General features: G+C 59.8%; 20 protein-coding genes. 7 read left to right on the top strand and 13 right to left on the bottom strand.

Annotated features, from left to right (window positions below; genetic code table 11):
• Window positions 1-34 precede the first annotated feature (34 nt).
• Window positions 35-1,489 carry a YdgA family protein gene (locus GA0061101_RS28670; RefSeq protein WP_092576281.1) on the top strand — a complete coding sequence of 485 codons (1,455 nt, stop codon included), beginning with the start codon at window positions 35-37 and terminating at the stop codon, window positions 1,487-1,489.
• A gap of 25 nt (window positions 1,490-1,514) precedes the next feature.
• Window positions 1,515-2,750 carry an MFS transporter gene (locus GA0061101_RS28665; protein ID WP_092576278.1) on the top strand — a complete coding sequence of 412 codons (1,236 nt, stop codon included), beginning with the start codon at window positions 1,515-1,517 and terminating at the stop codon, window positions 2,748-2,750.
• Window positions 2,751-2,765: 15 nt separating this feature from the next.
• Here GA0061101_RS28665 and GA0061101_RS28660 read toward each other — a convergent pair whose 3' ends face one another.
• The 6 genes from GA0061101_RS28660 to lgt all read right to left on the bottom strand — a co-directional run bounded on the left by GA0061101_RS28660 (window position 2,766) and on the right by lgt (window position 8,857).
• The gene (locus tag GA0061101_RS28660; RefSeq protein ID WP_037194690.1) at window positions 2,766-3,698 is read right to left on the bottom strand and encodes a ribose-phosphate pyrophosphokinase; all 933 of its coding nucleotides are present in this window, start codon (window positions 3,696-3,698) and stop codon (window positions 2,766-2,768) included.
• 105 nt (window positions 3,699-3,803) lie between these two features.
• Complete coding sequence (locus GA0061101_RS28655) at window positions 3,804-4,676, bottom strand: hypothetical protein (protein WP_092576275.1); 873 nt, start codon at window positions 4,674-4,676, stop codon at window positions 3,804-3,806.
• Window positions 4,677-4,729: 53 nt separating this feature from the next.
• Window positions 4,730-5,881 carry a M24 family metallopeptidase gene (locus GA0061101_RS28650; protein ID WP_047562699.1) on the bottom strand — a complete coding sequence of 384 codons (1,152 nt, stop codon included), beginning with the start codon at window positions 5,879-5,881 and terminating at the stop codon, window positions 4,730-4,732.
• Window position 5,882: 1 nt separating this feature from the next.
• Complete coding sequence (gene pgeF / locus GA0061101_RS28645; protein WP_425350034.1) at window positions 5,883-6,716, bottom strand: peptidoglycan editing factor PgeF; 834 nt, start codon at window positions 6,714-6,716, stop codon at window positions 5,883-5,885.
• Between the two features lie 82 nt (window positions 6,717-6,798).
• Complete coding sequence (locus GA0061101_RS28640; protein WP_092576271.1) at window positions 6,799-7,896, bottom strand: class I SAM-dependent methyltransferase; 1,098 nt, start codon at window positions 7,894-7,896, stop codon at window positions 6,799-6,801.
• Window positions 7,897-7,969: 73 nt separating this feature from the next.
• Window positions 7,970-8,857: a prolipoprotein diacylglyceryl transferase gene (gene lgt, locus GA0061101_RS28635; RefSeq protein ID WP_167669610.1), complete on the bottom strand. Its 888-nt coding sequence runs from the start codon at window positions 8,855-8,857 to the stop codon at window positions 7,970-7,972.
• Window positions 8,858-9,123: 266 nt separating this feature from the next.
• Between lgt and GA0061101_RS28630 the strand changes: the two genes are divergently transcribed.
• The 4 genes from GA0061101_RS28630 (at window position 9,124) to GA0061101_RS28615 (ending at window position 11,480) form a co-directional block, all read left to right on the top strand.
• Window positions 9,124-9,384, top strand: a complete 261-nt coding sequence (locus GA0061101_RS28630) for an accessory factor UbiK family protein (protein ID WP_037194679.1) — start codon at window positions 9,124-9,126, stop codon at window positions 9,382-9,384.
• Between the two features lie 388 nt (window positions 9,385-9,772).
• Window positions 9,773-10,273: a type III secretion system chaperone family protein gene (locus tag GA0061101_RS28625; RefSeq protein WP_037194677.1), complete on the top strand. Its 501-nt coding sequence runs from the start codon at window positions 9,773-9,775 to the stop codon at window positions 10,271-10,273.
• A 1-nt stretch (window position 10,274) separates the two neighbouring features.
• A complete protein-coding gene (gene proC / locus GA0061101_RS28620) occupies window positions 10,275-11,114 on the top strand; it encodes a pyrroline-5-carboxylate reductase (RefSeq protein ID WP_092576268.1) in 840 nt (279 codons plus the stop codon).
• 24 nt (window positions 11,115-11,138) lie between these two features.
• Window positions 11,139-11,480: a tRNA-binding protein gene (locus GA0061101_RS28615; RefSeq protein WP_047562707.1), complete on the top strand. Its 342-nt coding sequence runs from the start codon at window positions 11,139-11,141 to the stop codon at window positions 11,478-11,480.
• Window positions 11,481-11,514: 34 nt separating this feature from the next.
• Here the strand turns inward: GA0061101_RS28615 and GA0061101_RS28610 are convergent, their stop codons facing one another.
• From GA0061101_RS28610 to GA0061101_RS28585, 6 genes are all read right to left on the bottom strand, one after another.
• A complete protein-coding gene (locus GA0061101_RS28610; RefSeq protein WP_092576265.1) occupies window positions 11,515-12,096 on the bottom strand; it encodes a DUF1349 domain-containing protein in 582 nt (193 codons plus the stop codon).
• A gap of 12 nt (window positions 12,097-12,108) precedes the next feature.
• Window positions 12,109-13,491, bottom strand: coding sequence for an ATP-binding protein (locus GA0061101_RS28605; protein ID WP_037194672.1), 1,383 nt, complete (start codon window positions 13,489-13,491; stop codon window positions 12,109-12,111).
• 28 nt (window positions 13,492-13,519) lie between these two features.
• Window positions 13,520-14,221 (bottom strand): response regulator, encoded by a 702-nt coding sequence (locus GA0061101_RS28600; RefSeq protein WP_037194671.1) that lies wholly within the window; start codon window positions 14,219-14,221, stop codon window positions 13,520-13,522.
• Window positions 14,222-14,298: 77 nt separating this feature from the next.
• Window positions 14,299-14,781, bottom strand: coding sequence for a MarR family winged helix-turn-helix transcriptional regulator (locus GA0061101_RS28595; RefSeq protein WP_037194668.1), 483 nt, complete (start codon window positions 14,779-14,781; stop codon window positions 14,299-14,301).
• 627 nt (window positions 14,782-15,408) lie between these two features.
• On the bottom strand, window positions 15,409-15,672 hold the full coding sequence (locus GA0061101_RS28590; RefSeq protein ID WP_037194666.1) for a hypothetical protein: 264 nt from the start codon (window positions 15,670-15,672) through the stop codon (window positions 15,409-15,411).
• A 246-nt stretch (window positions 15,673-15,918) separates the two neighbouring features.
• A complete protein-coding gene (locus tag GA0061101_RS28585) occupies window positions 15,919-16,548 on the bottom strand; it encodes a DUF1236 domain-containing protein (RefSeq protein WP_092576263.1) in 630 nt (209 codons plus the stop codon).
• 204 nt (window positions 16,549-16,752) lie between these two features.
• Between GA0061101_RS28585 and GA0061101_RS28580 the strand changes: the two genes are divergently transcribed.
• A complete protein-coding gene (locus GA0061101_RS28580; protein ID WP_047562715.1) occupies window positions 16,753-17,397 on the top strand; it encodes an MBL fold metallo-hydrolase in 645 nt (214 codons plus the stop codon).
• Between the two features lie 61 nt (window positions 17,398-17,458).
• Here GA0061101_RS28580 and GA0061101_RS28575 read toward each other — a convergent pair whose 3' ends face one another.
• Window positions 17,459-17,896, bottom strand: a complete 438-nt coding sequence (locus GA0061101_RS28575; protein WP_037194659.1) for a BA14K family protein — start codon at window positions 17,894-17,896, stop codon at window positions 17,459-17,461.
• Between the last annotated feature and the right edge of the window lie 27 nt (window positions 17,897-17,923).

Here is a 17,923-nt window from a genome sequence, read left to right as displayed (position 1 = left end):
CATATTGTTTTTCCATCATATTTGGGGGTGAATTATGCGTTTTAAAGCGGTTGCCGCGGCGGCTGTTCTCGCCGCCGGCGTGGCCGGCATTGTCCAGGCGGCAGATGTCAGCGAGCAGGGTGCCAAGGATCTACTCGGCAATCTGACCTATTTCCTGCCCGATGATATCGCCGGGAGCGGCGGCATCTCGGTGAAGCCGGTCAGTGCTCATTATGAGGTCACCTATGACCTGCAGAAGCTTTTCGACAAGCTGAACGTGACCGGTTTCGATATCAGCGGCTTGAAGCCGTTAGCGCTGCTTGCGACGCCGCTGGATAGCGGCCTCTGGAACATTGAAGGCAACAACGCCTTTGACGTGACGGCGCGCTCGAAGCCGGGCACCGGTCCCGACACCGAATTTCGTTATGCGCTGGCCTCCTCGAATTTCAAGGGTGTGTTCGATCCTGCGCTTCACTATCTGCGCTCGATGGATATGAAGGGCAGCGGCATCACCTTCGCCACCAAGACCAGCGACAATGGCGTCCAGAAGAACGACGCCACGATCGACAGTATCGGCTATACCCTGTCCTCGTCGGACAGTGGCGAGCCTGGCAGACTCGATATCAAGATGAGCGGCGGCCTGCAGTCGCTCTACAACAAGATCTCGTCCGACAGCACGGCGCTTGGCGAAATCAAGGTCGCGGCAATCGATTTCAATGCCAGCGCGACCAAGCTGCCGTTGAAGGCGGTGAATTCCGTGCTGCATTTCGTCTCGGAACACAAGGACCAGAAGACCCTCTCAGACACCGACAGCCTGGCGCTGAAGGCCCTGCTGATGGACGCGATGCCGATCGTCGGTTCGTTCGACGAGTCGGTCGCCATCAAGGACATTGCCGTCACGACGCCACTCGGTGATGGCGGACTGCAGAAGCTCGGCTATTTCTTCAAGGTGGCGGGGCCGACCAATGCGATGAACGCAAATTTCGGGATGAGTGCCGAAAAGCTCACCCTTGCCTCGGGTCTGATGCCTGAAGACTATGTCGCCTTCATTCCCGATGCCGCCGATATCCAGTTGCAGGTGCCGAACCTGAACTTCTCCGCTCTGATGGACGTCTTGCAGCAGACCGATTTCAAGGTTCCGGATAACAATACGGCCATGGACGTCAAGCTGCAGCAAGCCATGTTCCCGGATGGGACGATGACCATCAACTTTCCGAAAATCAGCGCCGTCTCGGGTCTTTACGATGTCGAGGCCTCCGGCAGCATGCGCGGCTGGCTGAACGAGAAGGACCGCGTGTCCATGAAGATGACGGTGCTCGCCCGCGATCTCGACAAGACGATCGCCGCGGTCCAGGAGGCCGCCAAGACGAAGACCGATCTCGCTCAGCTTTCCTTCGGCCTGATGATGGCCAAGGGCTTCGCCAAGACGGATGCGGACGGGCGTTCGCGCTGGGAGATCGATCTTTCCGACGACGGCGGTGTGAAGGTCAACGGCCAGGTTATCAAGTAAATCAATCTGAAGTCAGAATGCGATCATGTTTGTTCTAAGGCCGCTCGGCCAGCGTTCGATCTCTCTCCTGTGGGCCGGTCAGGTGCTGGCGGCCACAGGTTCGGAATTCTACATGGTCGCAGTCGTCTGGATCGCGGCGGACTTCATCGGCAGGAATGCGGGATACGTTTCCGCGTTGCAGTCCGGCGCGCTTCTGTTCGGCAGTCTCTTCGGCGGCATTGTCACGGATCGTTGGCGTCACAGCACCACGATGATCGCAGCCGATCTCGTGCGTGCAGCTCTGTTGCTGACTTTGTCGCTTGCCGGCCTTCTGCATCTGATGAGCCTGCCGCTGCTGATGGTACTTGCCGGATGCATTGCATTGCTGACCTCGACATTCGACCCGTCGCTGCAGGCGACCCTGCCGACGATTGCCGTCGATCCTGATGTTCGGCATGCAACCAATGGCCTGTTCGATGCCACACGGCGCATGGCGCGCATTCTCGGTCCGAGCTTGATCGCGCTCGTGAACGGCTTCCTGCCGAAGTCGCAGTTTTTCACTGTCACTGCAGCTACCTTCTTGCTGTCGGCGCTCGCCGTCTGGCTCGCGGTCGCGAAATTCCCGGCTGCGCCGAGGCGTCGCGATTTTTCCGGAACGGCTGCCGTGATAGATGGTGTCCTTGGCGGATGGCGGGTGGCCCGGGGTCATGCGGCGATCCTCTATGGGTTATTCACCAACCTGATGGGGAACATCGCCTGGGCAATGGGAATTCTGCTCGGGATGATCTTGCATCTGCGCGAAACCAGTGCCGATCCTCTGACGGATTACGGCTTGATGATGACGGCTTACGGTGTCGGTAACCTGACGACCAATCTCATTCTCAGCAGCATCAAGCCCCGCCGGCCTGTTGTCTGGATTATCGTGGCAAAGCTCATTTTCGGGGCAGGGGTATTCCTGCTGCCGCTAATGCATGACAGGATGTGGCTGATGATCGTCGCGTGCTTCGCGGCAATCAATGGTCCTTTTGAAAACCTCGCCATGCTGTACCTGATGCAGACGCGCAGTGAACCGCATCGCCTGGCACAGGTCTATCGTCTGCTGATGTGCGCTATTTTCACGGGCTTGTTTGTGGCTTACCTCATGTCACCGAGCCTGTTTGCCTGGTTTGGCATCGGGCCTTCGATCATGGGTGCGGGGGCGGCTGTGTTCGCCTCGGGTCTTGTCGGGATCGGCTTGCTGGCATGGAGGCAGACACACCCGTCCACAGCGAAGACCGCCTGAGAGTGCTTGTCGGCCTCAGTCGAACAGGCTCGAGACCGATTCTTCCTGGCTGGTGCGGTTGATGGCTTCGCCGATGAGGCTGGCCGTGCTGATGACGCGGATATTGGGCGCCGATTGCACTGCTGTCGTCGGCTGAATGGAATCGGTGATCACCAGTTCCTTCAGCTTCGAGTTTACAACACGGGTCACGGCACCGCCCGAGAGGACGCCATGCGTGATGTAGGCAGTGACGCTTGCCGCGCCTTGTGCGAGCAGAGCATCGGCCGCGTTGCAGAGCGTGCCGCCGGAATCGACGATATCGTCAATCAGCAGGCAGTCTTTTCCTTCCACTTCGCCGATGATGTTCATCACCTCGGATTCGCCCGGGCGGTCGCGGCGCTTATCCACGATCGCCAGCAGACAGTCGAGACGTTTGGCAAGAGCGCGGGCGCGCACGACGCCGCCGACGTCGGGCGAGACAACCATGACGTTGCTGATGTCGTAATTGGCCTTGATGTCGCGGGTCAGCACCGGAATCGCATAGAGATTGTCGGTTGGGATATCGAAGAATCCCTGAATCTGGCCCGCGTGCAGGTCGAGCGTGAGAACACGGTCGGCGCCAGCCTCGGTGATCAGATTGGCCACCAGCTTGGCCGAGATCGGCGTGCGCCCGGAGGCGCGGCGATCCTGGCGGGCATAGCCGAAATAGGGGATGACTGCGGTTATGCGCCGCGCCGACGAGCGGCGCATCGCATCGATCATGATCAGCAGTTCCATCAGGTGATCGTTGGTCGGAAACGACGTCGGCTGTACGAGGAAGACATCCTCGCCGCGCACGTTTTCCTGGATCTCTACGAAAATCTCCTGGTCGGCGAACCGGCGGACGCTAGCCCTTCCCAAGGGAACATTGAGATAATTGCAGATCGCTTCGGCAAGGTGCCTGTTCGAATTGCCTGCGAAAACCTTCATCTTGGCCCGCCTGTTACCAACCTGATAGCCGCGCTTTTAACCGCCTTGCACTCGAATGCAAGGGGGAGACGCGCGATACCTTTCATATTTCTGAAAAGCTTGTGGCTATCCACCGCTGGAATTGCGCCAGGAATTGAATTCCGACATGGTTTTGGAGGCGATTTTCTGCATGACGGCCGGCGGAACGGCCGTCCACGGGTCGCCGCGCTTCAGCGGCGCGCTTTCCGCGCCCTGGATTCGGTGCAGGCGGTTGCCGTTGTTATCCAGCACATCCCAGACATAGGTCACGGAAATTTGCGGGCCGTCCTCGAAGGCGGAGAGGTAGCCCTTCAAAACATAGCTGGCGCTGGCGTCGCTGGAACTCTTGATCGTCAGGCCGAGCGAGCGGGCATCCGCACCGAGCTGACGCGATAGCGGGGTGACGGCGTCGACGGGCGCGCCGATGATCGGCAGAAAGCGAATGCTGTTGCCGCCGGGGGCGGCGGCGGGCGGCAGCGACGCCTGTTGCTGTTGTTCCGGCTGTTGATCGTCGGCGGCTTGCCGCTGCCGTTTCGGTTGCTGTTGCGGATCTTCCGAAAGGCGCCTGTCGGCCTCGCTCTGCTCGTCGGTTTGCGAGGTCTGCGTATCGGCCGGGCCGATGGAAGCGGTGCGGCCGTCATCAAGCGGGCGCGAGGCATAGGGATTGGTGCCGTTCGACCGCAGCGCCGATGCCTGGTCGTCAAGCGAACCGCCGCCATAGCTTTGCGGCTGATATGCTTGCTGAGACGTCTGCTGCTGGTAGCCGTAGCTCTCTTGTGTTCCCGGATAGCTTTGGCGACGCTGGGGTGCTGTGGCCATCCGCTCGACATCCCGTTGGGTGACCGGGTTGGAGCCGACATCGCCGATCGCCTCGGGTGGCGTCAGGGCGTCCGTGGTGTTGCAGGCGGAGAGCGCGAGGCAGAAGCCGGCGACAGTCAACATTGTCCTGACCAGTCCCATTGCGCGATCCTTTCCTCGACGGTCTCTCCGTTCAGGATCGCTATCTTACGCCGCTAACGGTTAAGAAATTCGAGCGGGTGACGGGATAGGGCTTTCGGGGCTTGCGACGTCGTCAGATAGGTCTGTCCGAGGGTCATGGCGGTACCGCTGTCGGAGTCCATGATGATCATGTGCACGAAGAGCGACATATTCTCCTCGATCTCCTGCGGATTGCCGATGTGGAACATCTCGTGCTCCATCCAGGACGGAGAAAAGCGGGCGCCGAGCGAATAACCGCAGGCATTCAGCCGGTGGCGCGAAAGCCCGCGTTCGTCCATGATCTTGGCGTGCATGTCGAAAACATCGCCGAAGCTGTGGCCAGGCGTCAGGATGGTTTCGATCGCCTGCAGTGTCTCCAGGCAGGCGCTATAGAGCTCTCGGTGGCGATGACTGGGATTGCCGATGACGACGGTACGCATCATGGCGGCATGGTAGTGAGCGTCGACGCCGGCCCATTCGAGTGTCAGTTGGTCGTCGGCGTCGAGCTTGCGACGGCCGGCCTTGTAGCGGCAGAGCAGGGCCTCGGCGCCGGAGCCGATAATGAATTCGTTGGCTGGATAGTCGCCTCCGCCGGAAAAGACGGCGCCCTGCATGGCGGCGAGGATATCGGCCTCATCCGCACCGGGCTTGATCAGCGCCAGGGCGGCGTCCAGGGCATCGTCGGCGAGAGCGGCGGCGCGCTCGACATGGCCGATCTCCGCCGGGCTCTTGATCAGGCGCAATCGGCTGACGAGATAGGAGGCATCAACGATCTGGCCAAAACTGGCAAGCTGTTGGTCAAGCAGGCGGGCGATGCGGCCGGTCATGCCATGCGTATCGTATTCGATGCCGATGCGGGCACCGAGAAGGTCGAGATCAACAAGCAATTCCTTGAGATCGAGCGTCGGATCGGCATTGACGCGATCGACCCAGATACGGATATCGGAAATGACCGAAGTGAGTTGCGCCTGACGAAGGTCGGCGGAGCGCGTCAGGAGCGTCATCGATCCGTCCGCCTTGACCACCAGGGTCTGAAAGAAGCAATAGCCGAAGGTATCGTAGCCCGTCAGCCAATACATGCTCTCCTGCGCGAAGAGCAGCATGGCGTCGAGCTTTTCCTCCTGCATCTTGGCGAGCAGTCGAGCCAAGCGTGCACCAAATTCGCTGCGTTCGAAATGCAAGGCCATATCAAGCTGCCTCCCCGATGGCGATGGCGGAAATCTGCCGGCCGTAATCCGGCTCCTTCGCATGTGTGGTGCGGCGATAGGAGAAAAAGCGGTCTGGATCCGGATAGGTGCAGAGATTCAGGCTTTCGGCTGTCACGCCTGACTTGCGCAGGCGATCGACAGTCAGGGCCGGCAGGTCGAACATCGCGTGGCCGGCCCGTTCAGACGACGTGAAATATCTGGCGTAGCCCGGGTCGTGGGCCAGGAACCGATCGACGAATTCCGGGCCGACCTCGTAGCTTGCCTGGCTGATGGAGGGGCCGAGGCAGGCAATGATCGCCTCACGCCTTGCGCCGAGCGCCACCATCGCGTCGATGGTGTTTTCCAGCACGCCGGTCAGCGCTCCCTTCCAGCCTGCATGGGCGGCGCCGATGATCCGATTTTCGGGATCGGCGAAGAGGATGGGGCCACAATCGGCGGCAAGAACGCCAAGCACGATGCCTGGTGTTGCCGTCACCATCGCGTCAGCTTCAGGCCGACTGCCGTCATAACGCTCGTCGATGGTGACGACATCGGGGGAATGAATCTGGTGCACGGTGGCGAGCCGCTCAAGCGAAAGACCGAACCAATGGGCGACGCGGCGGCGGTTTTCCTGCACATGCTCACGATTGTCGTTCGAGCCGAGGCCGACGTTCAAGCCGCGATAGAGGCCTTCTGAAATGCCGCCGGCGCGGGTGAAATAGCCATGGCGGATGCCGGCAGCCTCGGCGGCGCTCAGCAGCGTGCTTGCAATTGGTGTCGGCAACACAGCGTTCCTTGATATTCGGTTTAGCTTGTCGTGCGATGAGTAACGCAGCCGCGGCGAAGCAGTTCGATCTGGCCGGGATGTTGGCCCAGCGCGGCGCGAGCTGTCAATCCGCTGGATCGACGGTCACGGTTCAACTGACAGGACGAAAGGGCAGGAGGTCGATCGCCGGACTGGAAACCGCAAGCACCTTGAAAAGCTCTCCCATCCTGCCTTCTCCGGCTCCGGCCAGCCTCTCCACGGCGACGCGGATACTCTCCTGAGTTGCGACATCGCGATCGCGTCCAAGAGCCGCTGCTCGTTCCATCAATCCGAGCCCGATCAAGAAATCGCCCTGGTGGCAACATCCGTTGATGTGCATGCCGGAGGCGAGCGCCGTCTGCGCCAGATGCTGAAAATCGACATGGCTGGTAAGGTCGGCTTCGCCGGGATGTTCCAGCGGCGGATCGTATTCATGCATGCGCACGGCCTGCAGCGTGTCGCCAAAACCCGTCGTCATGTGGCCGTAATCGATAGCGAGAGCCGTGCCGCCATGGGTGGCCAGCCTGTCGCAGATTGTCGTCATGACGGCCTGGCGGGCTGGCGCGAGTTCGAAAATCGTACCGATCGGCGGAAGTCCGCCCTCCGGAAGAAGCGCCGGATCAAGGGTGGCGACGCCGGTGGTGAAGGTCAGTTCGTCGTCGACATCGAGGCCGACCGCGCGCTCGCGAAAACCGCTGGCGGTGCGAACGAACTGACGGATGGGGATGGCATCGAAGAGTTCGTTGGCGGCAAGCAGGGTAAAACCATCAGGCACTTCGCCGAAATCCGTATGCCACGAGACTTTTGAGCCATAAGGCTCCAGGGTCTGTTGCTGAAATCCCTGCAAACGCTCGCTGGTCTCGACCAGATGGACCGTCACGACGTCATAGAGCGGCGGCGCCAGCTTGCTGATGACACGCAGCATGTCTGACATCATCGTGCCGCGGCCAGGGCCGATTTCGACGAGACGCACATCGGCCGGCGTTCCCTGGCGCTGCCACGCATGCACCATGAAGACGCCGATCATCTCGCCGAAGAGCTGGCTGATCTCAGGTGCGGTGACGAAGTCGCCGGATTGGCCGAAGGGTTCGCGCGTTTTGTAATAGCCATGCGTCGGATCGGCGAGACACAGCGAAAAATAGTCCGTGATGCTCAGTGGCCCATTCGTGCGGATAATGGCTTTGATCTTTTCACCGAGCGCCGTCGTCATTCTCTGCTTTCGCTAGTGTACTGCCTTGAAAAGCGGGGGCTTTTGAAAGGGTCATGCGATATTAATCTTCAGCTCAAGCTGTCTGCCTGGTTGCTGCCTGCCGGGCGCGGACAACTGCCCACAGACCGATAGCAACCATCGGCAGAGACAGCACCATGCCCATCGTCAACCAGTTCGTGCCGAGAAGATAGCCGAGCTGCTCATCAGGCTGACGGAAGAATTCGACAAAAATACGCGAGAAAGCGTAGCCGATCACAAAAATACCGCTGACCGTACCCGGTTTCTTGAGCGCCAGAGCCCAACGCGTGAGAATGAAGAGAACGAGAAAGAGTATGATGCCTTCGATACCCGCCTCGTAAAGCTGGCTCGGATGGCGCGGATTGGGACCTGCGGGGCAGATGCCATTGTGTGCGGCGATCACGTGCGGGCTGCAGAATACCATCGCCCAGGGGACGTCCGCGGCCCGGCCCCAGAGCTCGCCATTGATGAAATTGGCGATGCGACCAAAGAAGAGGCCGAGAGGCGCGACGGCGGCGACGATATCGAACAGGCTCCATACCGGGACCTTGTTGCGTTTTGCGAACAAAATCATGGCGATGGTCGTGCCGATCAATCCACCATGGAAAGACATGCCGCCATTCCAGACTTCAATCGCGCGGATCGGATTGGCGAGCACCGGGTCGAGATCGTAGAACAGGATATAGCCGATGCGGCCGCCGAGAACGATGCCGAACGCCACCCAGAGGATGAAATCATCCAGATGCTGGCGCGTCATCGGCGCGGTGTCGTTCAGCCAGAGCTTGCCGTTGTCGACCAGGCGCCTTGCATAGAACCAGCCGAGCAGGATGCCCGCCACATAGGCCAGGCCGTACCAGTGAATCGACAGCGGGCCTAAAGAAACGGCGACCGGATCGATATCCGGAAACGGCAGGATGGCGGCGAGATTGGCGGATGTCAGCAAGATCGTCAGGCCCGTTGTCGCATGATTCCCAAAAGGCATTGCGCCATTTCGGGACAAGAGCATGCTAAATCCAAATGTGCGCGGAACATGGCGCTCGCTATCGAAACGGTCAAGTCGATTATTGCTGTGTCCTTTATCGCAGGTCCGGTTGTCCCGTTCTATCTCAATTTGCTTGCATCGAACCCTTGGAAATCCTACCTCAACACTACCTGGCCCCTTATCGATGCCTGTCCGTTTTCGGGGCCGACGGCCGCAAGGAGATTGTTATGAGCACTGGACCGAACCGTATCTTGGATGAATTCGCCAAGCTGATGACCGATGCCGCCGGTGCTGCCCAAGGCGTGCGCCGGGAGATCGAGACTGCTTTCAATGCGCATGCCGAGCGTTGGCTGAATAGCCTGGACATCGTCAAGCGCGAGGAATTCGAGGCCGTTCGCGAGATGGCGATCAAGGCGCGCGACGAAAACGAAGCGTTGCTTGCGAGAATCGAAGCGCTCGAGGCAAAGCTGGCCTCCAAAAGCAAATAAGCACACCCTTTCGCTGTTGACCGGCGCGGCACTCGTTTGCCGCGCTTTTTTCTCTGAAAATATTCAGCTGTTTTTCCACCTGTGGACATAGGCAAAAAAGCCAATCGTCAGAGTCGGTTATGACTCCCTTCTGAATAGACGCCGGAAGAGCTGTCCACAGTGCCGTTTCCAAAATCGATCCTCAGGGGCTGGCTTGCCGGGCATGCCGCTATACACTGATTTTAAATGATGATTCGAAACGGACTTGGTAAGCTCCGGGCAGGATGGATGCGTTAGTCTCGTAGCCGTTCAACATCATCCCGAGGATGTCTCCGGAGTAAAACTGTTTGCGTTCTTTTGGTGTTCGAACACGAAAAAACTGCATTCGTTCCGGTCAAGAAGGTGCTGCATGAGCCTTATGGAAATGGAAGTCGAACGACAGTCGAATCCGGTCGATATGATCGAGTTCGTGGCCGCCAACAATGATTGGTCGTTCGAACGGTCCGGCGAGGACGAACTCGCTATGACCGTCGAAGGGAAATGGACCGATTACCACGTCTCCTTCTCCTGGATGGAGGAATTCGAGGCGCTGCATATCGCCTGTGCTTTCGACGTCAAGGTTTCGGAGCCGCGCGTCAACGAGGTGATCAAGCTGCTTTCCTGCATCAACGGGCAGGTGTTGATGGGGCACTTCGACCTCTGGCGCCAGGAAGATATCGTAATTTTCCGCCAGTCGCTCTTGCTGTCCGGCGGTGCGGAGCCCACGAACCGACAAGTGGAAGTGCTGCTTTCCAACGCGCTTGACACCTGCGAGGCATACTATCAGGCTTTCCAGTTCGTGGTGTGGTCCGGTCTTGAGGCCAACCGCGCCATGGAAGCTGTGCTTTTCGAAACGGTAGGCGAAGCGTGATATGACAGGTCAACAGTCCGCCAGTGCTTTTGCATCAACAGGGCCGATCATATTGATCGGGGCCGGCAATATGGGCGGCGCGCTGTTGACGGGATGGCTGAAGAATGGCGTGCCGGGATCTTCGGTGATCGTCGTCGATCCCAATCCATCCGAGCCGATGCGGAAGATGATTGCGGATGCGGGAGCCAGCCATGTCATCGGCATTCCCGCCGGTGTGACTGCGGGCGTGCTGTTCGTTGCCGTCAAACCTCAGGTCATGGATGCGGTGCTGCCGCCGCTGAAGGCGGCGGTGGGAACAGATACGGTCGTCGTGTCGATCGCGGCCGGCAAGACGCTTGCCTCGCTCGAGAAGCATCTGGGCGAGGCGGCGATGGTGCGGGCCATGCCCAACACGCCTGCCATGGTCGGGCGTGGAGTGACCGGCGCCTTCGCGAATGCCAGGGTAGGCGAACGGCAAAGGCAGCTGGTTCAGAATCTCCTGAAAGTATCCGGTCCGGTCGAGTGGGTGCCGGGCGAAGCCGATATCGATTCGGTGACTGCGGTCTCGGGCAGCGGGCCTGCCTATGTTTTCTATCTCGTCGAATGCATGGCGGAAGCGGGCCGGAAACTCGGTCTGCAGGCGGACCTCGCCATGCGGCTTGCACGGGAAACTGTCGCGGGGGCTGGTGAGCTATTACATCAGTCCCCCGACGACGCTTCGCGTCTGCGGCAGAACGTGACATCTCCGGGCGGGACGACCGCCGCCGCGCTGGGTGTTTTGATGGCGGAGGACGGCATGCAGCCCTTGTTCGATGCGGCGCTGGAAGCGGCACGCAAGCGGGCGCAGGAGCTGGCCGGTTAAATTTTCGACGAAAAGGGCAGAGGCATGACGGAAGAGATCACCTATGGCGATTTCGAGCGGGTGGATATCCGCGTCGGGACGATCATCGAGGCGGAGACCTTTCCGGAAGCGCGCAAGCCGGCATACAAGCTACGGATCGACTTCGGGCCGGAGATCGGCATCAAGCGCTCCTCCGCGCAGATCACGGTGCACTACACGCCGGAAACCCTAATCGGCCGGCAGGTACTTGCCGTCGTCAATTTTCCGCCGCGCCAGATCGGCCCGGTGCGCTCGGAGGTCCTGACGCTCGGGTTCGAGGATGAGTCCGGTGCGATCGTTCTTGCCGCGGTTACTCACGCGGTGCCGAACGGCAAAAAGATGATGTGAGCCAGGTTTCTTCTTCGTGCAGAGAAGAGATGGTTCAGTGAATATCCCTTGATAGCGGATCATTCAGGCTGAAATCGAGGAACTCTGCCTCGAAGCCTTCGCGCTGCGGCGAGCAGAAGGCGGGGCCGATCGATACCTCCTCCAGCGTCGGATCGAACCAGGCAAGTCTTGCCATGCGCCATTCGTTCATCCGGTCGGTGCGATACTGGATGAAGAGAGCGTCGCCGTTGCGCGTCACCCGCGCAGACATGGCATCGAATTCGTGGTCCAGCCGAAAGGCGGACCAGTCGGAGTTGCCATTGGTGACGACGACGCTGAAATGCCTGGCGCCGTCGGTATATTCGATTCCGCATTTCATCCAGTGTCTGGCGTCATGGCGGATCATCAGGCCTGCCTGATCGTAAAGTTCGCGGTAGTGTCCGACGAAGGTCACTTCGGCGGTGAAGTCGCCACGGCGGGATGCGCCGAGAAAGTGGCCGTCGTCGCGATGGAAGCCATAATAGGTTTCCTGCCAGAAGTCGGTCTTGTTTCCTGAGCGTACGAACAGCCGCCCCTGGTTCACTTCCCACATGGGCGGCGCATTCAGCCAGTGCATGTTGTCGATGTCGATCGGCATGCGATGCCTCCCTCAGGCTGGAATGCGGATGGTGGCGCGCAGGCCGCCGAGCGGACTATCGCCAAGCGTGACGTTGCCGCCGTGACTGCGGGCAATATCGCGGGCGATGGCAAGGCCGAGGCCGGTGCCGGATTTGTCGAGATTGCGTGCCTCGTCCAGCCGGAAGAAGGGTTTGAAGACATCCTCGCGGGCACCGGCTGGAATGCCGGGGCCATCATCATCGAAGATGATCGTCAGCCATTTGGCGCTGTGCTTGGCCTCGACGCGCAGGCTCTTGGCGTAACGGCGCGCATTGGTGGCAAGATTCGTCACCAGTCGGTTAAAGGCATTCGGACGAACCGAAATCTGGTTGTCTCCTTCGATCGAGAAATCCATGGACTTGCCATGCAAGGAAAAGTCCTGCTGGATCTTCTCGAGAATGTCGCTGAGCTTGAACTGGCCGACATCTTCTTCCGCTTCGCCGCGCGCGAAAGCCATATAGCCCTCGAGCATGCTCTGCATATCCTCGACATCCTCATTGAGACCCAAGAGATCCGGATTGTCGCCGACGAGGGCGAGTTGCAGCTTGAAGCGGGTGAGTACCGTACGGAGGTCGTGACTGACGCCGGAAAGCATTGCGGTGCGCTGCTCGATCTGACGTTCGATGCGTTCCCGCATCAGGATGAAGGCGAGGCCGGCTCGACGGATCTCATCGGCGCCGCGTGGTGAATAGTTTTCCAGCCTCTGGCCTTTGCCGAAGCTTTCCGCGGCCTGGGCCAGCGCCTGAATCGGTCGGATCTGCCCCCTGAGGAACAGCACTGCGATGCCGATCAACACCAGGGAGGTGCCGACCATCCAGAGAATGAAGATATGGGTGTTGGAGGCATATGTCTGGCTGCGCTTGGCGAAGACCCGCAGCACCTTATCGGGCAGCTTGACCCGGATCTCGACCAGGCTGGAGTTTCCGACCGTATCGATCCAGAAAGGCAGGTTGATCTGATCGCGGATTTCATCGCTCAGAATGCCGTCCAGGATGGAGAAGAAAGGCTTTTCGCGCGGGGCCGGCAACTCGCCACCCGGTTCGATCGAGATGGCGAGGTCGAGCTTCTGCCGTGCGATCTGCGTAATGGCCGAATAGTCGGCGTCCTGTGGATAGGTCTCGATGACCGTTATGATGGCGGCGATGTCACGCGTGGTCGCCATGGATAATCTCTGCGTCACCATCTGCCAGTGACGCTCCATGAAGACGACAGTCACGACCGCTTGCAGGATGATCATCGGAAGAATGAAGATCAGCAGCGAGCGCGCATAAAGGCCCGTCGGCAGCACATTCCGGCGCAGCCAGCGCGCAAGCCACCGCAGGCCGTTGGACGGCGCGTGATCCTGGTCGCGCCTGATCGAGTCGAATGTCACCATCGCCGCTGATCCTGGAGAGCCGATCTTTTCAGTCTATGCTAAGGCGGTAGCCGATGCCACGCACCGTCTGCAGCCAGATGGGGTTGGCCGGGTCGTCTTCGATCTTGCGGCGCAGCCGGTTGATTTGTACGTCGATGGTCCGCTCGCCAACTTCGGCGTCGCCACCGATGAGTTCGTGGCGGGGGATCGTCTCGCCGGCGCGCTTGGCGAAGAGCAGCATGATCTCCTGCTCCCGATCGGTCAGCCGGATGAGCTCGGCAGACTTCTTGAGCTCCTTGCGGGTCAGCGAAAACGTATAGGGCCCGAACATGACGAGTTCGATTTTCGGGGAATCGGCCGGCGTGTTGCGCCGAAGGATATTGTTGACGCGCAGCACCAGTTCGCGCGGATCGAACGGCTTCGGCAAATAGTCATCTGCACCTGCTTCGAGGCCCGCTATGCGGGAATCGGCTTCTGCAAGCGCCGTCAGCATGATGATCGGGATGTTCTTGATGGCACGCAGGCTCGATGTCAGCGCGATACCGGATTCGCCGGGCATCATCACGTCCATGATGATGAGATCAAAATCGAGTCCTTCCAGCTTGCGGCGCGCCTCGGCTCCGTCGGCAGCGGCCGTCACGCGGAATCCCTTCTCCATCAGATAGCGGTTGAGAAGGGCGCGGATACGCGTATCGTCATCGACGATCAGAAGGTGCGCCGCGTCGTCCGAAATAGCTGTTTTCGTCGTCATTCCATCCGTCTCGATCTTGTCCTACCCAGTGATTGAGATGATCCATTCCGAACCGGCCCCGGGGTCGGAACTCGCCGTCACTTCTCGGTCTGCATTCCCCTCAGGAACCGTTTCACGCTTTCGCGCGTCGCTTCCGATGCGCCTTCGAATGCTCGTTCAATACGGCGCGATTGCGGCTCAGCCAGCGCCAGCGCCAGATCTCTGCCCGCCTGCGTCGGATAAAGCTTACGCTGCCGACGGTCTTCCGGGCCGGCGACCTGACGAATATACCCCGAATCGATCAATTGTTTGAGAACCCGCGCCAAACTCTGTTTCGTGATCTTCAAGGTTTCCAGAAGGTCTGCAACCGTCATGCCGGGTTCGCGGTTAACGAAATGAACGACGCGATGATGGGCACGCCCGAATCCGCTCTTGTCCAGGATCTGGTCCGGATCCGACACGAAGTCGCGATAGGCGAAGAAAAGCAGCTCGATAATCTCGAAATCGATGATTCCCGCATTCCGCATCGGCGTTGCCAGCGGCTCCGTCTTTGCCGCATTCTGGCTCGTCTGTCGTGGCACCCTGGCATTTCCTTTCCTATTTTGGAGCATTCGGGAAACTTACGCAAAAATATGTCAGCTTTATTGACGCATTTTTACGTCGCTGGTCGCTTCCGCGCAATCTTGCATGGCCCGGACGGTATGCCCCATCTGAAAATTAAGCCCGGCCTCGCAAAACTCCAAATATTTCTTGCATTTCCCTTTGGCGCCTCGTGGCTGGAGCCTAGCTGAGGCAACAATCAATTGCCATGGTATAGCGGCGTCAGGAGACAATGTGGGGCTCCTGCGGGCGCGATGGCGAGAGGAGGGTATCTCCGTGGAGCGCAATGCTATCAACTTGGTGATTGCGATCCGGCGGCGCGCAGCCTTTTTCAAATGACGGCATCTGCTTCGATGTCGCCGGATACCGCCCGCGATATCAAGACCACGCCATGATATGCGTCCAGCGCCGCCGATCTCTAGATGATCTGCACATTTTGCAAACGGGTGGCTGAAATCGGCGCCATGTGGAGATGACGAGGCCGATTATCGCGGTACTGTGGCGGAGACGTGTCCATTCCGGACCTTTCCGCGCCATCGAGCAAGATTTCGCATAGGTCTGCAGAAGCCGGGCGTGTCGTCCTGCCCGGCTTTTGCAGTTTCCGATCTCTACGACTTGCGGCCCAGGACCGCGCCGACGATTGCCGAGAGCACGCCGCCGGCGATCAGCGAGGATATGCCCTGTGCGATGAGGCCGGTCAGGGCTTCGCTGCCGATCAGATTGAGGATCAAGCCACCGCCAAGACCGCCGACCGCACCCGCAATCGTTCTGGCGACGAGATTGATACCGTCCTGCTTCAACACAGCGCTTGCGGCGTTGCCGCCGATCGCGCCGGCTATCAGTTGAGTGATGATAGGCCCTAGACTTTCCATGATTGCCCTTCTCCCATTGTTCCGGAAGACGCTTCCGGATGCCCTCTCGGCGCGCCCCGGATCGATGCCAGGGAGCGGCGATAATCCTCAATGATATTAGAACTACATCATGCACCGATCGGTGGAAATAGAAAGGCAACTCAAACGGGAGAATTCCGCAATAATTGCAGGAGAAATCGGCCTTGAAGGCATGCGGCCGGCCGGCCGAATGCGAATTTCGCCATCCTGTTCCGATTGAAGGCCGAATCAGCGGTAGACGTAGACGATACGCCGAGTGCCCGGATCGACCAGGACCGGCTGACGGTTCACTTCGACGTAGCTATATTGATAGTTGGGGATGCGGTGGACCTCGACGCTCTCTGGGAGAGTTGCACCGACGGCGACATCGTCATCCAACTGGACGGTATCGACCGGATTTTCGTCGATATAGGTTCGAATCTCGCCCGGCGGTGTGATTGCAACGACATTACCGCCGTTCTGATCGACGCTGCCGAGCAGTTCATCATCCGGGCCGGGCTGCACGCTGCCGGTCTTGACGGAATCGGTTCGCTCGTAAGTGATGGTCGGAACACCCAGGTCGTCACGGTGGTCCTGGACGACCATCGAAGCGCCATTTTGCTCGACGCTGAGATATTGTGCGTAGACCCAGCCTCGCATGCCGTTGACGTCGACCCGACACCAGCGGCTGCCTTCGATGCAGCCATCCAGCGTCGCCTCGGAGCCGCGCGTCGCGACGCCTATCGTCGGAAATTCCGAGCCAGGACCCGAGCGCACCTCAATATCGGTGGCAGTGGTTGCGGACATGTCGGCCTGTGCCAGGCCGGCGCTGCCGACGAGAACGAAGCCGGCCAGCAGCAGATTTCTCCTCAAGGACATTGGTTTTCTCCTTCTGCCTCAAAAGACTATGCTCAACGCGTCGGGCGCTTCAGTGTTCCGAGCGTTGGCCACGTCGGTTGCCGGTCGGCTAAATCTCGCCGGGATGGGCGGCTCTCCCGACTTTGAAATGAAATCGCCAGGGGCTGCTTTGCCGATTGTTTGCCGCTATACCGGCAGCACGACCATCAAACAGACGAGGCGCTCATGGGCATGCTCCAGGCCGGCATCATTCCGGTGACCCCTTTTGAACAGAATTGCACCATCCTGTTCGATCCGGAGACCAAGGAGGGGGTGGTGGTCGATCCGGGCGGCGATGTCGATATCATCCTGCAGATGGTGCGCGAGAATGGCATCGCCTTGAAGGCCGTCTGGTTGACGCATGGCCACATCGATCATGCCGGAGGCGCTGACGAAGTACGCGAAGCGCTCGGCATCGAGGTCATCGGTCCGCACGAAGATGATCGGTTCCTGCTTGAGGACATCGAAGCCAAGGGCAAGATGTTCAACATCGAGGGCGTGCGCAACGTGGTGCCGGATCGCTTTCTGAAGGACGGTGACAAGGTCTCCTTCGGCGAGCATGAGTTCGACGTTTTTCATTGCCCGGGGCATGCGCCCGGCCACGTCATCTATTTCAATCGAAAGCAGGGATTCGCCCATCTCGGCGACGTGCTGTTCAGCGGCTCGATCGGTCGCACGGATTTGCCCGGCGGCAATCACCAGCAACTGCTGGAGTCGATCCGCGACAAGGTCTTTCCGCTTGGCGACGAAGTGGGCTTCATCTGCGGTCACGGCCCAGGCAGCCGGATCGGCGACGAGCGCCGCACCAATCCTTTCTTGCGGGGACTGTGAATCAAAAAAGCGCCGCTCGACGGCGGCGCTTTTTCCCGGTGATATGAGTAACTGCTCGGGATCAGTCGGCCGTGCAGAAGTGGCGCATGCCGTCATAGCCGACATAGGTGCCGCTGCGGCCGTCGAAGCTTCTATAGCGATCGTAGCAATAACGCATCCATGACGAGGACCAGGGGCGCAGGCCTGCTGCGCTGGGAGGCGCGTAGTAGCTGACATCCCGTTCGACATAGACCCGGCGCGGCGGGGCGCGGTAGTAATAGGGCGGGGGCGGTGCGCCATAGTCGGGCTCGGCATAGATCGGGCCGGGCTCAACATAGCGCGGCTGGCTGGCGATAGCCGAGCCGACGATCAGGCCGGTGGCGAGGCCGGCAGCGCCGATCGCCCAACCATCGCGGTCGCGATGACGCCAATATTCGTCCGCCGAAGCAGCACTTATAGACGTCAGTGTCAATGCTGCGGCCATGGCGGACAGTACGAGCGATTTGCCGAGTATGGTCATTAGTCTGTCCTCTCAGGGGAACGGGAC

The organism is Martinezella lusitana (genome assembly GCF_900094565.1).
Classification (GTDB): domain Bacteria; phylum Pseudomonadota; class Alphaproteobacteria; order Rhizobiales; family Rhizobiaceae; genus Rhizobium; species Rhizobium lusitanum.
This window is presented reverse-complemented; position numbering and strand designations above follow the sequence as displayed.